Source organism: Methanomassiliicoccales archaeon, from assembly GCA_036504055.1.
GTDB lineage: Archaea > Thermoplasmatota > Thermoplasmata > Methanomassiliicoccales > UBA472 > DASXVU01.
Genome location: DASXVU010000004.1, coordinates 54183 through 69070 on the forward strand (window position 1 = coordinate 54183; position 14888 = coordinate 69070).

The window sequence follows — 14888 nt, forward strand, 5'->3', positions numbered from 1 at the left end:
GAATTATCGTTATTGATCTGAAATCACGACTTACTGGATGCCCGTTGTTTCCAGTCCGGGCAGACCCGCCATTATTCCTATTATCTTACGTAAATTACTAGGGTTATACCGATATTCCGTTTTTCCTGGCCAATTTGATTATGTCCATGGAAGGAATCCAAAGAGACATTGTCACTCGATCGTTGTCCACCGGGGCAAAATTATCTTTGCCACCACGACTTAACATACCAAATACTCTTGAATTGGAAAGGAAACCTGGACATCCACTTGAGCCCTCAAACATCATTGATTCACATTCATAATAATCAATAATTGATCCATTTTGCGATGCTTTTTGATAACATGCCGAGATATATGACCCCTGAAACCTCTCTAGGAAATTTGCCTGATTCCCCTTTTCAGTTTTTACTAAGTGACTTAATGGAAAGCCTAATGAACCACAACTTGCCCCATTAGGTGCTCGGGAAGGTTCTAAGATAAGAAATTCCCTCGATCTAGGTTCTTCTATCCTCAATAATGCAATATCGTGATCGAGATCTTGTGCGATAAAACTTACTTTTTCAAATGGTTTTTCCATATCAGGTAATCTGATAGTCAAAAGAACTGGCTTCTCGGAATCTTTCATTTCTGTATCGTGATGAATTACATGAGCGGCGGTAACTAATATTCCCGGGGCTATTGTAAATCCCGACCCGAAAGCATGTGTGTATAGATCATTTTCACCTTTTATGGGAACGCAAATTCCGTAAACAGAATCTCTGGTTTCTTTGTACGCATTTCTAAACATGATAGATAGACTGGATACAATTCGAAGTATCAAACTTGTACCTCATATTACTGACTTTGTTATTAGGAATTCTTACACGATCTCCGCTCCCGGTTTGGACCGTCTATTCGGATTTACCAATTTTGTTAACTCCTAACTCCTATCTAACTGGGTTTTTAACTTTGTCATCCAGCATTAACAGAATTAACTGAATAGTTAGATAGTTAGAAGAAAGAGGGAGTAAGATAGATAAGAAAAATTGGACAAATAATTAAGGCAAGATATCTCGTAGCATTCTTAGGTGTGAGTCTTGGGGAAGACATACAAGGACAAGAAAGGCTATATTAGGTGGAGCGACAGCGGGAAGCTGGTGCATAGGACCGTGGCCGAGAACATGATCGGAGGTCCGATAGGAAAGGGAAGGGTTGTCCACCACAAGGATGGGAACAAGAGTAATTTCAGAAAAGGCAATTTGTTGGTTATGAGTAGAAGCGAACATTCATCCCTTCACGCTAAGAAAAAGAAACATTGGTTCTGGTAAAATAAAAAAATTGAAAATGGTTTGCGACGGTTTGTTATTCCGTTTTATCTCTCAAACCCTCGGCGGGGCTTTTCCTGAATTAGGGAGAAATCGGTCGTTAACCAGTCGGTTTTATGGAGGGTAATCCCCCCCAGTCCACCACTACGCATATCCAGAAATATATTTTTGAGATTCAATAACGGGTCTCTGTGTTTTTATTGAATCGGACTCTTTGTAGGAGTCCTTGAGCTGTTTGCCCGCGACATTTGTCTTTTGGCTCGATCTCACGTTCGGCTAAGGACTGGTTTCTTTTTCGAAAGAGTAGAAGTCCACCGCTTCATCCCCTACCACCCATGCATCGTGTCCAGGAGGGATGTCTATCACATCACCAGGGACTACGTCGACTTCCTGTCCATCGTTAGCCCTGATCCGGAGGCGACCCTTGATCTGGATAGCGAAGTGGTGGAGTTGACAAGTGGCCGTGCCAGCGAAAGGGCTGACATCCTTCGACCATTTCCAGCCGGGTTCGAAGGTATATTTGATTGCCACGAAGTCCCCTATCTTCACCCTCTCCGCTCTGGTCAATGGTGGTGTCATTACGGAGTCTGGTTTGTTGAAGTTCTTCTTCTCGATAGTCATGTAAATTCCTTAGTATTCGCTTGACAGTTCTTGGTATTAGAATAATCGTTCGATTGGTGAACCGAGTATGTCATTAAAGGGCGGAAAGAAGAAGTCAAGAGGAAAACAGAAAGACGAAGGGATTGTTATCCTTCTAACCCTCTTCAAGAGTGAATTTCCCGACCCTGGGCAGAATTGATGGTCGGCCATTCGGAGTTGTTGGTCGAACACCGACCTTGTCCACTTTTTGTTCTTCTATCTAATGCCTACTTCAAACGTTCTTCATTCCTCTCTTCGCAAGAAAAATGAATGCGCGATGGCGATCGCCGCCCCAACGGCCCACTACGATGAGGGAAGAGACCTTGTTTAAGCTCTATGTCTGACCATCACCTCGGGGTGCCCTGGCAGCGTGTCTGAATAGAACACCTAGCAAGATCCCGGAGACTATCAGCGTTATCCAATCTATGGTGATAACAAGCACCTCAAATTGGACAGCATCATGGCCTGCTAATGTAAGACCGATAAAAGATCCGGTCGCCAAGACAAAACCAGCAACAAAAAGAAATCGAATAGAACGTTGCAGCCTTCCTTCATTGAAGAGCGGGGCCAGGGCAAGGAACGACGTGCTCATCAATATGTAGGCTAGGGACTCAATACTCACGAATAGGCCGTGGGGATTGTACTGGGTAAAGAGAGATAGGCCTTCTGTCTCTCCTGCTAAAGTACTAGGCAAGACCACGGTCCATTGAATGAAAAAATCAAGCATAAGCATGGCCGCACTGATTGTGGCAAATGATAGTGCGATTTGGCTGAAGAGCTTCTTTTCATTCGATGCGTTGTGATGGATGAATGCTACCAGCACCACGAATAACGGCATAAGTAAGAATGCTGGGATGAGCCATAAGTAATCGGCTTGGATGTACGAAGGAGTGTAGGGATAGGGATAAGTGTACGATAGAGTGCCAAGGAGAGCGAGCGAGAAAGTTACGGTCGTTAGTACAGCAGTAAGGGACGCAAGCCAGAATCCGATTCGGTTCTTTTCCATCATCATGTCTATATCTCCAACTCAGTAGTCCACAAGAAGCACATGATATAATATTTAAATCTACTTCGATTTATACGACTTCTTTTCTTCCTGGACATAGATGATAGATCAAACACTGAAGAACATCAAAATGGAATCTCCCCGATTCGGACCGAATGACCGAGGAGGTATTTCGACATCCATTTAATAAAAGATAATGTCGTCGGATGGCTGACACCTCAGATCTATTTTACATTTATTTCCTATGCCACCGTCTTCGGGTTCTAGTTAAAGCAAGGCAGTTCCAAGCGAGACTTTGAACAGAAACAACATCGTTTCACATTACGGAACGATATATTTTCAGATACATCGTGATTGGCGCAGATGAGTAAGACGTGTTCCTTTTTATATTGCCAGATAATTCTTGAACAGAAACTCCGAAATATTGAAATGCAATGAATGATAGCAGTATCTCGATGGGGTGTCGAACGTTGTCTATTCATTTACTCATCGAAGATAGGATAATCTCTTTCATCAAATCGAATGACGAGTTGGCCATTATCGCAGACCATTCCAGAATATATTTCAGGAATTTAACAAACGTTTTGTGCACCGGAACCAGTTTCCTGTACGGGCATTGGATAAGGTCATCACTGTTCCGACATGTTTTCAGGATAAGGATGCCTCGGACCTCGTACATCAACAGACGGTGTAAATTCAGAGGTCCATTCAGGAATCTGACCATAGGCGATCATTCAATAATCGGCAGCAATGCCGCTTTGGATTTTAGAGATAAGATCAGCATAGGCAATAATGTCAACATCGGCGATTATCTCAAGATCTTCACAATGGAACATGACATCGACGATCCAGAGTTCGGGGCAACGAGGGGCCCGGTAAATATTGAGGATTGGGTCTACATCGGGGCGGGAGTGACCATTCTTGCCGGAGTCACCGTCCAGGAGGGGGCAGTCGTTGCCACCGGAGCGGTCGTCACGAAGGATGTTCCCGCATGGACCATGGTCGGCGGTGTCCCGGCCAAATTCATAAAGGACAGGAAGGTCAACAAGTATACGATCAACACTCGTTGGAAGATGCCGTGGCGGTGACCATTCTTTATTGATTTATCCTAAGTGATTGGCTGGATCCCCTTGGTCCTTCACTCTTTTTCGTTCAACATTACCAGGCAAGGGAAATGCCTGCATCGAACGATTTCCATCATCGAGCAGGAAAAGAAAAGGAATGGTCAAGGAACGAACCGGAAGTTACTGAACTGCCACATGTCGCTCTCGTGGTTATTTTCCTGGTTCTCCTTGAAGTAGACCTTCCTGTTCTTAAGCGGGGTCCAATCGGATCGTACGGACACGAACTTCCCCAGGTAGGGCATTGAGATCCTGAGCACGAAATCGTGGGGAAGGTCCTCCGGGGTGCACAGGCCCTTCCGGGGGTTCTCCATCATCCACATGACCGCGGATACTATTCCCAAAGCCACTTGGACGGTGGTCGCGTTCTGTTCCGGAACGAGCTCTCTCGCCTCTTCGACGGTGAGGATGCTTCCGCACCACCATGAGCCGTACTCATGGCCCATCAGCAATGCGCCTAGGATGTCCTCTCCGGAGACGATCTCTTCTTCCTGGAGAATTCTCAGTTTGGGCTGCATCTCATAGTTCCGGCACCTGAGCTCGTGGAGCGAGACCAAAGTGTCGTTACACGGCATGTAGGCATAATGAACGGTCGGCCTGTAAACGGCCTTCCCATTCTCCCAGACGGTGAGCTTGTCCGATAATCCGAAGGCCTCACCATGCCTGATGGCCATCCCCACGATCTCGCAGTCCGGGACCCATGACCTAACCCAGGTGTTCATGCCCATCTGTGCGAGCATGATCTGATTCCTCGGCCCCACCGATGGGACGAAGGCCAGTGGCGGCAGGGTCTTCTCATGCGTGCCCCAGCCCAGCTCGGCCGGAGCAACCCCTTCCTCTCTCAATCCCTCTATGCTCCATGTCCCGACGAACTCGTCCACCTTTTTAGGATTGTTCGTGACCTGAGTGTCCCTTTCCGAGCAGTGGATGACCTTGACATCCAGGAGCCTCGACAATTCTGCGAAATTGTTTGCCTTCACAAGCTTCCGCAGGTGCTCTGCTTCATTCTGGTCCACTTTCTTATCCGCTATGAGCCTCTCGGAAATGTCGACCAGGGCTTGCTTCACAAAATGGGAGATAAGTCCCGGATTTGCACCGTGATCGATGACCGCGGTCGGTCCGCCGATCCAACCATCTGTCATCTGCCTCAGACGCATCTGCCGGTTATAGAGCGACTTTTCAAGGGGGTTCTTTGACTCTATTTCGGCGGCCGAGTCCCAGACCTCCAACGAGGTGTTTACGAACAGGACTGCGTGCTCATGGCACCACTTGATCATGGTGGAGGTATCGATGTTCCAAGCCAGATCTATAAGGAGCCCGCCGGGAGGCAGATGCTCTGAAAGGACTGATTCGATGTTCTCAGGCGTGATCATCTGTTTACGATATCTCACACCTAGGTTGGTCCATTTTTTCAGGGCGGAGGCCTTGTCCTCAAAGTCAATTATGGTGATATTTTCGTACGGAATGTTGATGTGCTTCAGAAGAACAGGAAGCGTGCACCGTGCGACGGAACCGTACCCCACGATCAGAACCTTACTATTGAACTCCATCATCGATGAAAATCCTCTTTGACTTGGATGAGAATAAATCCAAGAATGTAAAGTTTTCTTAGATAGAAGGGTCATTCCAGGACCTGCTTGTTCGAGATCACCTGCATTTCAATGAGGTTTCGAGCAGTTCATGTTCAGCACCAGTGTATTCACCGCCAGTAAAATGGGTCAACAATTGGAGAATGGACGGATCGAGGAAGGAGATGATGGAAAAACGGTCAATATCGGCTGCCCATAGAACCTGCATGCCACCGAACTCGTTCGGTATCGCAACATCACATCATTCGAACCCATCCAGGTTCATGGATCGGTGTTCATTCGATTTTTGGATATCTCCTTCGACACGAATATAAGTTAGAATACGCCTCCTACTGAAGGAGGACTCGAAGATGATGGATAATATTCTTCAGACGATCGGGAACACTCCCATAGTCCGTATCAACAAGTTAAATCCTAACAATAACGTCAACATATATGCCAAACTGGAAGGATTCAATCCCACTGGCAGCATTAAAGACCGTATCGCCCTTGAGATGATCCAACAGGCCGAAAGGGAAGGGCGACTGAGACCGGGCAAGACCATCATCGAACCGACATCGGGCAATACCGGCATCGCCTTGGCCATGATCGGAACGGTACTGGGATACGGTGTCGAAATCGTCATGAGCGAGGCCGTTTCCGTCGAGAGAAGACAGATGATAAAGGCCCTGGGAGGTGAGGTCACCCTCACCGATGCCAAGTCAGGCACCGATGGCGCCATCAGAAAGGCGAGGGAACTGGTGGAACAATTTCCGGACAAGTACTTCATGCCGGACCAGTTCTCCAACAAATACAACCAGATCTGCCACTACCGCACCACCGGCGAAGAGATCTGGAGACAGACCTTCGGCAAGATAGATTATTTCGTTTCCGCACTGGGAACGTCCGGTACGATAATGGGCGTGGGGAGGGCATTGAAGGAGCATAACCCCGATATCAAACTCGTGTCCGCCCATCCAGTAAAGGGACATTATATCCAGGGCCTCAAGAACATGGAGGAGGCGATCGTTCCTTCGATATACGATCCATCCAAGATCGATATCACGATCATGGTGGAGACCGAGGCCGCCTATGACATGGCTAGGCGGATCGCCCGTGAAGAGGGTATCTTTGTGGGCATGAGCAGCGGCGCTGCCATGTATGCCGCGGCGGAGACCGCGAAGAAGATAAGCTCCGGCAACATAGTCGTCATCTTCCCTGACCGTGGCGAGAAGTACCTCAGCACCAAGCTGTTCCAGGCATGATCCCGGTAGTCGTGCGAACTTGACAAGCCAGGAGAAATCATTTCCCAATATTCCCAATTGGAGCCTGGCCACTTGTTCCCTGGAACTGTCGATCGGTCTGTGGAAGACCTACGGAGCTTTCGGCCAACATGTACATAAGCATCCAATCATTGTGGCCGGACAAAAAGGTTGATCTATGGATATTCTGACGATGACCCTGATCGCCATCGGGCTAGCCATGGATGCGTTTGCGGTCTCCATCGCCAAAGGAATGACCGTCAAGAAGGACAGAAGGAGAACGGCGCTCCTGCTGGCCTCACTTTTCGGAGGTTTCCAGGCCCTGATGCCGTTCCTTGGCTGGCTGGCCGGGCTGGGTCTGAGAGATATCATCATGGGTATCGACCATTGGATCGCCTTTGCGCTGCTCGGGTTCATAGGTGCGAAGATGATCTATGAATCGACCAAGGCCGAGGAGGGTGATGGCGATGCGGTCACGCTGACGCTGGCCCTGACCCTGGCGGTGGCTACCAGCATCGATGCTTTGATGGTGGGATTGAGCTTCGCCCTGCTGGAAACATCCATCCTAGTTCCGATCCTGATCATCGGGGCTGTGACCTTCGTGCTCTCCCTCATCGGATTCGTGTTCGGTTCAGGACTGGGAAAGCTATTCAGCAAGAAGATAGAGATCGTGGGAGGCCTTATCCTGATATTGATCGGGATCCAGATCTTGGTCGAGCATCTGACCGCATGATCATGGAACCGGCGCTTGGCGGAGGATGGTCGATCACGTAGGGATCCGAACCATGATCGGATCACATCGTTCCGAATCCTGAAGACGGTCGGAAGCCATTTGGTGTTCAAGAAATCATGTCCAAATGTGATGATGATTATTGAAAGATCTTGCGTCGGACATGACAGGCAATCGAAGATGCTAAACACTTCGAGCTCCACTTGCATTTCAGTGAGCTCGTGAAATTGAACGATTTGGAACGAAGGGCCGGGATCGTCCTGCAATCACTGCTGGTTAGGGTCAACCTAGAGCTCATGAACTTCAATGACCCTGACAGAAAAATGGTCAACGGCAAGATCAATCAGATCAAGAACGAAACTGAACTGTCGATGTCGAACACTGCCGCCCAGGAGCTATTCGAGGCCGTCAAGGCAACGGGCAAGATCGAGGGAGATATCGCCGAGGTGGGAGTATTCAAGGGCGGTTCGGCCAAAGTCATCTGTGAAGCAAAGGGTGACCGACGTCTGCACCTGTTCGATACCTTTGACGGTGCACCAGAACCGGATCCTTTTGACAATCTGGAGGTGTCTGAGGAGGACCGGTTCGGCTCGGACCTGGACGCCGTTAGAAAGTATTTGGCGAACTTCCCCAACGTGAATTTTTACAAGGGACTCTTCCCAGGTACATCTGGGCCGGTCAAAGACTCGGTGTTCTCCTTGGTCCATCTCGATACCGGCCTCCACCGGTCGACCTACGATGGCCTGGAATTCTTCTATCCCAGAATGAACCGTGGAGGGCTGATCATCTCACACGATTACAGCTATATGACTGGGGTGAGAAAGGCGATCGATGAATTCTTTCTAGACAAACCTGAGATCGTTCTCGGTCTTTCGAGCTATCAGTGCCTCATGATCAAAATGTAAAGAAGAATCTGAACCGCGCACTTTCAATCGAATTGGAAAAGAATATCAGCGATGACCTGAACTATTAATCCCGGTGATCATGCCATGTTGGTAATGCAAATAGCATCGCACGCAGCCGAAGTATGTCCATCGCATGAAGAAAAGTATAGGCCGATATCGGTGAACTGGTATGAAAAGGTCGAATCGATAGCCGCCAAATACGGTATAAAGTTCCTGGGCAGCTATACCGACCCTTCCATGCATGATATCTACACGATATACGACACCCCCGGGATGGACGTGTTCATGAAATTGGCCATGGAACCGGATATGATGGCCATGTGGCAGTTCAACAAGGGACGGACATTTCCGGTGCTAGATCACAAGGCGACATTGGCCTTGGTAAAGAAATAACCGACAGATGGAGCGATGGCCGCGATAGTGGACCAACTGGGCTATTCAGTCTATGATATGGTCAGTACTATCGAGTGAATCATGAGAAGGGTATCAATTATGTCCTGGGAACGTTCACCGGGAATTAGATACCACCATTCGGGAGCTCTTCGACTATAGTGTGATCTGTCCAGGAGATCGGCCCATTGTCCGATCCATTTCCTGAACGACAATGTTCAAATTACATTTCTGACACGAAGAATTTATCTCATCCGATGTTTCTTGCCCGGCAGGGATTGCCGTTGGGTAAATATGTCAGATGTGGGAGAAAGAAGCTGGGCAGCGGCCTCTGCAGCGAATGCAGCAGCAGAGAACTGATGGAACAAAGACAGAACCGTGTCACATCCATTAAGGCAAACCTCGCCGCTTCCTTTGACGATAAACTGCAGAAGTCGATCGATAACCGGTTCGGCATGACCGAGGCCTCATCTCAGGACCGATTGACCCTAGGAAAGCTTACCAGGGCGGATCGGGAGAAATTCATGAATCTGGTGGCCGGCATCAGCACCGAGAAGTTCGCCTGCAATGTCCCGTCACAGACCGGGGCCGGCTACGAAAGGGGACAGATGGATTGGATCCGGACCATGGAGAAGGGGCATTCCAATGTACGGTTCGCGGACGAAAGGGCCGAGCTTATGAACCAGTGCTATCTCAAGGCTGCCTATAAGACGGATGTCTACTGCGGTGCCGCCATCGCCCTCCGGGCGGGAAGGAACGAGGACGCTGCCAGAGCGTTAGAGGAGCTCACGATGTTCGAAGAGGCGGGCCATGTGAGGAAGAAGGCCCTCCACGAACTGAACACCTCCAGAAATGTCTCCGTGAACATGAACCAACTGTTGGACCAAGTTAGACAAGGAGGCCTCGCTCTGGCATACAAGTGTCCAAGCTGCGGCGGTTCGATAAGGATCGACAAGGATTACAACCCGGGAATGAAGATATGCGGATATTGCGGAACGCCATTGGACACCTCGGTCATCGCGTCCCTGATCCAGCACCTTTAGCGGATTCGCCATCATACACCGATCAAACCGAAGACCGGCCTAGAACGTCAAAACCCCTTCCCCTTCCTTTCGCACCAGTTCCACCAGGTCCTCTCCGTCGGATATCTCCACACCTTCAATGAGCATATCCTCATCCATGCCCCTCACCTCCAGGCACATGCGGTCGGCCAGAACCCTACCGCCACCCTTGAGGACATCCCGGACCAGTTCCTCGACCGAGGGCATGTTCACCTCCTTCATGGGATCCGTCTGCCCTTTCTTGGCGGCGTACACCCCATCATTGTGAAGCGCCACTATCACCCTGTGACCGGCGGAGACCCATGAACTGGCGATGAAGAGGCCGGCATATGAGTTCACCCTTCCATAGGGAGCGTGGACTATCTCGATGACCAGGACCTCCATTCAACCGCCTCCGAAGGAAAGGGCCTTATCCGCCCTGGCGAGCATTTCCACAAAACCGTCTATGGAAGTGATATGGATGCCTTCCGCCACCTTTCCGACCGGGTCTTCCCTTTCCTTCGATGGCTCTTTCGGGTCCGTGAAATTGCCCCTTGCCTCCGAGCATGTTTGGCAGCTGTATACCCGTGCACCCTTCTCGATGAGCTCGACGATCCTGGGCCCGACCGGGAACAGTCCTTCCGGGGATTGATGGCTCATCTGGACGAGGACGGCGTCTCCGTAAAGGAATATCTCAACCGAGTAACCCTTTTCCAGGGCACGCATCGCCACTCGGCACATATGGTCGGCATATTGGTTGCCATAGGGGGCGGAGAGCAGCAGGATCGCCAAGGTTCCTTTGCCTACCATGCGATCACCCGATCCGCCCGTTCCATCGCCTCTTCGATGAACATGCCTTCGATGTCCTCTACCACCTCGACACCCTTGGCAAGCTCGGATGGGTCGATACCTCGCGCCCTAAGGTCCCTTCCGCTGGCCCGGACCTTTGCCCCACGGCTGAGCGCACCTTCGATGATGGATGAAGGATGCCCCCGGTATTCCCGACGGCAGTTCATTACCGCGTCACCCAGAAGGAACAGGTTGTCTCCTTTTCCCCGGATGGCCTCGGCGATCCTCCATGACTCCCCTTCCGTGCAGGGCGTTTTCATCAACAGGATGCAGGTCCTCATGAGATCAGTATTGGTTCATAGTCAAGCTCCGGATATTTATCGCTGCGGAGATGAGGGGACAGTCACGTATGGCGCCATAACTAAATCACCGGGCGACGAGAAGTTGATAAGCTATGCGTTCACAAAGGTGCTTGAGGTGTGATTATATGGATGTAGAGAAAAACAATGCCCGGACGACCGGACCTGTGGTCTTCATCGTCGAACCGATCGAGGGGGAGACCTATTCGCCCGAGACCCATGAGCCGATGACCGATGAAGAAGTGATCAGATCGCTGGCGGGATTCGATAACTACCAGAGAATCGGGCCGGTGGATGAACTGATGCCCGACCTGGGAGAGCGGGGTTTCGGTGCTTTCAAGTACTATCCGGCGACCGGAAGGCTGACCCAGGAAAAGGCGATAATCGATGTCCGGCTGGGCGACAACGGAAGCGATGAGGACCTGCAGAGCCTGCTTCATTGGGTGCAATATCAAGGAACGGGAAAGATCGTGGAGCATCTGGCCATCCTGGGCATCGACCCTGCGGCAGAGGTACTGACCATCAATGTGAAGGACAAGGTCACGGTCAGGATGCCGTTGATACTCCTCAAGGCGATGATCTCAAAGCATGAGGAACTGGAAACCATCCGTCTGGGAAAGGTAGGCTGACCTTTCTCCGGTGACCGGCCTACTTCGACCTCATCCGGTTGTTCCGGGGGTTGTGCTCCACCTCTGCCTTTCCTAGATTTTCCAGTATGGGAGGGATGTAGGTGGCGAAACGGCCTCTCAGACCCTTCTTCAGACCATACCAGCCCCCAACCGGGTTGTCGGCCGACCGGGCCCAGGCCTCGACCGTCCCTTCCTTGGCCGGCTTCTGCTCGTCAGCATTGCCAAGCGGCATCCAGTCCCCGTGAGCCCTGAGCATTGACGGGAGATCTTCGAGGCAGCGCAGGTGGTACCTCAGCTCTGTCTTGCCCACGGTAACGACCACCGCCGGCGGGTCAGCGCCCTCATCCCGATAGGTGGAGAATTCGGATTCGCCTGACGGCGTCCTTAGGATCCAGGGATCATCCTTCGTCCCGTTGCCTTTCGCTCCAGACATAAGTGGATCTACGGAGCGACCGGGCTATTAGTTGTTTGCCGGAGACTGGCAGATCGTCGATCAGCGTTCTTGGAGAAGGAGCGAGGGCAATAGAAAAGGATGAAAGATCACGGAAATCCGGCTTTTTCAGTTATCATTGCCGAACCAGGACCCGATAAGGAAGAGAAAGGGTTTCGGCCCGTCGACACTGACGGGCTAAGATCGAGGAGCATCAGGCGAACAGGTACACCCCGGCCTGCAGGTCCGCGATCGATATGAGGACCTGGTCCCCGATCACCTGGTTTGCCAAAAATACCGGATGGCACATCTTCCCGGAACAACCGGCGGCAGTGATGTTGGCTATCGGGAATGCCATGTTGCAGCAGTTCTCCACCATCGTTCCTGTTTCACCCTGACGATATCCGAGGTGTTTCTTGTAGCACTTCGCGCAGTCATCGAAAGATGTGTGGACGACCCCGTTTGCGTCATTTGCCGCAAAGAAGCGCACGGTGGTCCCGCTGACGTCATACTTGTACCAGGTGGCGTTCTCGCCCACCGAGGCTAGCGGGATAGCGACGTGGGTAGAGTTGTAGGTTACCACATTCACCGCCTCATCCGCAGTCAGGAAAGTGAACCTCTGCTTGGCCAGATCGGACTTGGTGAACACTAGTTGGTCTCCGACCACCGACCCGGAAAGATATATCGGGCAGCATCCCATCCCGGAACAGCCCTCCTTGGTGATCGAATCTATGGGGAACGGCATGTTGCAGCAGTTCTCCACCATGTCCGTGCCGTTCTGCCTGTATCCCAGGTGAGCTCCGTAACACATCCAGCATTCATCGAAGGCACAATGGATCGTATCGTTCGCGTCCTTAACCACGAAAAAGCGTACGGTCGAACCGCTTACGTTGTATTCATACCACGTCGCCGTCTGGCTGATGGAACTGAGAGGAACGGAGACGGCTGTCATGTTGACGTCGGTGACAGTGAGAACGTCCGAAGGCTTCCCTTGGTTTTCGTGCTTTGTGCTGTAATAAACAGCGATCATGCCGGCTACAAGGACTATTGCGACAACGCATATCGCGATCGCGATGGTGCGTTTTCTGACCTTCCCGCCCGGCTTGTTGTGCACTACGTTCGCAGTCTGATCCTTCGCTTCATTTTGACCTTCATCTGCCATAGTCAACCTCCAAAATCACATATCACGGAACTCGATCCGTCCCAATCGTCCTAGAGCCGTTCGCCTTAAGACCGGAATCCGTAGCCTTCTTGTCCACCGAACGATGTTTGGATCGGATATCGTAATTGGATAAAAGATCCCTTTCCGATTTCGCATCACCGAAGGCCACGAAATAAATATTCGAGCGGGCACCTATTAAAACCTGCTCGTTGAACCTGCTTTAAGCAGCCTGCTTGAATTCAAGCATTCTAGGCCCACGGATCTCGCAACAGTGCCGTTTCTTCACCGGGAACCGACATAGTCGGTCCGGTCTGACGTCCAATCGTACCTTATGTAGTCACTGCCCTTGAAAAGATATCCTTTTCCAGCGAAGCGACCGTAACCTTCCACGGCGGCGTCCACCCCTGGTTTGAACATGTCAGGCAGCGCATACCAACCATCGGCGATCTTCTTCGAATAACCGGGGTCGGCCCGGTCGGTCTTCCAATCGAAACTGATGTAGGAATCGCCTTTGAAGAAATAGCACTTTCCCGCGAACCTGCCGCTGCCATTCATGGCTGCGTCAAAATCACCCTCGAATCCGGATGAAAGGCCAGGCCAGTTCCCGGCCACCTTCTTAGGACAGTCAGGGAAGGCGCGATCGTTGGTCCAGCTGAACTTGACGTAGGAATCGCCTTTGAAGAAGTAGCAGTTGCCGGCAAAGGCCCCCTGACCGTTGACGGCTGCATCCAGGTCCGAACAGAAGTCGGATGGCATACCTGGCCAATTGCCAGCAATCTTCTTAGGGTAACCGGAGAGAGCCTTATCGGCATTCCAATCATACTTGACATACGAGTCGCCCTTGAAGATGTAACAGTTACCGGCAAAGGGGCCGTCTCCGTTTAGTACCGCATCGAAGTCCCCCTCGAATCCGGCGGGTAGATCGTGCCAATTGTCGGTGGTCCGCAGGATCGAGCCGACCTTTGTCTGCTGTCCAGTCTTTGCCCCTGACCTTCCGCCGTCCGCTTTCAACGCCATTTAGCCATTCTCCCACAGAGTTGAAACGGGGAATGCCGCTGTTTTCTATATGGCATTGTCGGATGTCATCCCATGCGCAAAGGGTCCACGCTCTTTCCTGCCGGCCCGTCTCTGCGTAACTCACTGTCCATCGATCCCAACTGTTTATTAGGAATCCCTGCCCTTAACAGTCGGCACGGCCATGACCGATAGTAACGGAAATCTCGATATCCTGAACCACGGCATTCCCAGGATCGCCAAGGACCTAGCGGTCAGATATGCCAAGGTGCCAGGGGTCCATATCATTGTAAGGAGGGACCGCTGCAAGGGATGCGGCGTCTGCGTGAGGAATGGGTTCTGCCGTTTTGGGGCCATCTCGGTGACGGATCGAGCCGTGTCAATAGATGAACGCCGATGCCGGGGCTGTGCCAGATGCACCCATCTTTGTCCCGGCGATGCCTTGGCCATTGAGGTAAGGCCCCATCCGATTGTCCGGAGCGCCCTCAACCATATCGACCGTCGGATAACCAGACTTCTAAAATGAAAAGACGACCAGGA

Annotated in this window: 19 protein-coding genes; 9 read left to right on the forward strand and 10 right to left on the reverse strand. The window is 51.1% G+C overall.

Features of this window, described 5'->3' with window-relative positions:
- Positions 1-103: 103 nt before the first annotated feature.
- A complete protein-coding gene (locus VGK23_01100; GenBank protein HEY3419133.1) occupies positions 104-787 on the reverse strand; it encodes a serine protease in 684 nt (227 codons plus the stop codon).
- 289 nt (positions 788-1076) lie between these two features.
- Between VGK23_01100 and VGK23_01105 the strand changes: the two genes are divergently transcribed.
- Complete coding sequence (locus tag VGK23_01105) at positions 1077-1307, forward strand: HNH endonuclease signature motif containing protein (GenBank protein ID HEY3419134.1); 231 nt, start codon at positions 1077-1079, stop codon at positions 1305-1307.
- A gap of 273 nt (positions 1308-1580) precedes the next feature.
- Here the strand turns inward: VGK23_01105 and VGK23_01110 are convergent, their stop codons facing one another.
- Positions 1581-1925 carry a cupin domain-containing protein gene (locus VGK23_01110; GenBank protein ID HEY3419135.1) on the reverse strand — a complete coding sequence of 115 codons (345 nt, stop codon included), beginning with the start codon at positions 1923-1925 and terminating at the stop codon, positions 1581-1583.
- Positions 1926-2277: 352 nt separating this feature from the next.
- Positions 2278-2955, reverse strand: a complete 678-nt coding sequence (locus tag VGK23_01115; protein HEY3419136.1) for a hypothetical protein — start codon at positions 2953-2955, stop codon at positions 2278-2280.
- 752 nt (positions 2956-3707) lie between these two features.
- Here VGK23_01115 and VGK23_01120 point away from each other — a divergent pair.
- A complete protein-coding gene (locus tag VGK23_01120) occupies positions 3708-4037 on the forward strand; it encodes an acyltransferase (GenBank protein ID HEY3419137.1) in 330 nt (109 codons plus the stop codon).
- 137 nt (positions 4038-4174) lie between these two features.
- Here the strand turns inward: VGK23_01120 and VGK23_01125 are convergent, their stop codons facing one another.
- On the reverse strand, positions 4175-5623 hold the full coding sequence (locus VGK23_01125) for a saccharopine dehydrogenase C-terminal domain-containing protein (GenBank protein ID HEY3419138.1): 1449 nt from the start codon (positions 5621-5623) through the stop codon (positions 4175-4177).
- A gap of 386 nt (positions 5624-6009) precedes the next feature.
- On the opposite strand from VGK23_01125, the gene VGK23_01130 reads away from it, so the two are divergent.
- From VGK23_01130 to VGK23_01150, 5 genes are all read left to right on the forward strand, one after another.
- Positions 6010-6903, forward strand: coding sequence for a cysteine synthase (locus VGK23_01130; protein HEY3419139.1), 894 nt, complete (start codon positions 6010-6012; stop codon positions 6901-6903).
- Positions 6904-7078: 175 nt separating this feature from the next.
- Positions 7079-7633 (forward strand): manganese efflux pump MntP family protein, encoded by a 555-nt coding sequence (locus tag VGK23_01135; protein ID HEY3419140.1) that lies wholly within the window; start codon positions 7079-7081, stop codon positions 7631-7633.
- Positions 7634-7857: 224 nt separating this feature from the next.
- Positions 7858-8535 carry a TylF/MycF/NovP-related O-methyltransferase gene (locus VGK23_01140; GenBank protein HEY3419141.1) on the forward strand — a complete coding sequence of 226 codons (678 nt, stop codon included), beginning with the start codon at positions 7858-7860 and terminating at the stop codon, positions 8533-8535.
- Positions 8536-8628: 93 nt separating this feature from the next.
- Entirely contained in the window at positions 8629-8928 is a 300-nt protein-coding gene (locus VGK23_01145) for a hypothetical protein (GenBank protein HEY3419142.1), read from the forward strand.
- 275 nt (positions 8929-9203) lie between these two features.
- A complete protein-coding gene (locus tag VGK23_01150; protein ID HEY3419143.1) occupies positions 9204-9968 on the forward strand; it encodes a hypothetical protein in 765 nt (254 codons plus the stop codon).
- A gap of 39 nt (positions 9969-10007) precedes the next feature.
- Here the strand turns inward: VGK23_01150 and VGK23_01155 are convergent, their stop codons facing one another.
- The 3 genes from VGK23_01155 to VGK23_01165 are packed head-to-tail and all read right to left on the reverse strand — an operon-like array spanning position 10008 to position 11095.
- Positions 10008-10370: a DsrE family protein gene (locus VGK23_01155; GenBank protein HEY3419144.1), complete on the reverse strand. Its 363-nt coding sequence runs from the start codon at positions 10368-10370 to the stop codon at positions 10008-10010.
- A complete protein-coding gene (locus VGK23_01160; protein HEY3419145.1) occupies positions 10371-10775 on the reverse strand; it encodes a DsrE family protein in 405 nt (134 codons plus the stop codon).
- A complete protein-coding gene (locus VGK23_01165) occupies positions 10769-11095 on the reverse strand; it encodes a hypothetical protein (GenBank protein HEY3419146.1) in 327 nt (108 codons plus the stop codon). The genes VGK23_01160 and VGK23_01165 overlap by 7 nt, the downstream gene beginning before the upstream one ends.
- A gap of 146 nt (positions 11096-11241) precedes the next feature.
- Here VGK23_01165 and VGK23_01170 point away from each other — a divergent pair, with 146 nt between their 5' ends.
- Positions 11242-11742, forward strand: a complete 501-nt coding sequence (locus VGK23_01170) for a hypothetical protein (protein HEY3419147.1) — start codon at positions 11242-11244, stop codon at positions 11740-11742.
- A gap of 19 nt (positions 11743-11761) precedes the next feature.
- Here the strand turns inward: VGK23_01170 and VGK23_01175 are convergent, their stop codons facing one another.
- From VGK23_01175 to VGK23_01185, 3 genes are all read right to left on the reverse strand, one after another.
- Entirely contained in the window at positions 11762-12175 is a 414-nt protein-coding gene (locus VGK23_01175) for a hypothetical protein (protein HEY3419148.1), read from the reverse strand.
- Positions 12176-12386: 211 nt separating this feature from the next.
- Positions 12387-13334, reverse strand: coding sequence for a Fe-S-containing protein (locus VGK23_01180; protein HEY3419149.1), 948 nt, complete (start codon positions 13332-13334; stop codon positions 12387-12389).
- Between the two features lie 282 nt (positions 13335-13616).
- Entirely contained in the window at positions 13617-14351 is a 735-nt protein-coding gene (locus VGK23_01185; GenBank protein ID HEY3419150.1) for a hemopexin repeat-containing protein, read from the reverse strand.
- Positions 14352-14532: 181 nt separating this feature from the next.
- On the opposite strand from VGK23_01185, the gene VGK23_01190 reads away from it, so the two are divergent.
- Positions 14533-14874, forward strand: coding sequence for a 4Fe-4S dicluster domain-containing protein (locus VGK23_01190; GenBank protein ID HEY3419151.1), 342 nt, complete (start codon positions 14533-14535; stop codon positions 14872-14874).
- The last annotated feature ends 14 nt before the right edge of the window (positions 14875-14888 follow it).